The organism is Streptomyces sp. 4F14, from assembly GCF_048159485.1.
GTDB lineage: Bacteria > Actinomycetota > Actinomycetes > Streptomycetales > Streptomycetaceae > Streptomyces.
In genome coordinates, this window is sequence record NZ_JBLRVY010000244.1 from 1 (window position 1) to 366 (window position 366).

At 70.5% G+C, this 366-nt stretch carries 1 pseudogene; it reads left to right on the forward strand.

What is annotated here, in order from left to right:
• Positions 1 to 366 (forward strand): annotated as a pseudogene (locus ACLZOT_RS50535) (regulator); the annotation flags it as partial.

The window sequence follows — 366 nt, forward strand, 5'->3', positions numbered from 1 at the left end:
TGTGGGCGCGGCTCTCGGTGTTCGCGGGCCGGTTCGACCTGGACGCGGTGGAATACGTGTGCGGTGGCCAGGGTCTGCACGCCGATGACGTCCTCGATGTGCTCTCTGAACTGCTCGCGCAGTCGGTGCTCGCGCGCGAGGAGACCGAGGCCGGGGTGCGCTATCGCATGCTGGACACGATCCGGGCCTATGGCGCCGAGTGGCTGACGGCCATGGGGGACGCGTCCCGGCTGCGGCGTCGGCACCGGGACTGGTATCTGGGGCTGACGACCTGGTGCGAGCTGGAGTGGTTCTCGCCGCGGCAGGGCGAGGTGGCCGCCCGTGTCGAGGCGGAGCTGCCGAATCTGCGCTGCGCCCTGGAGTACT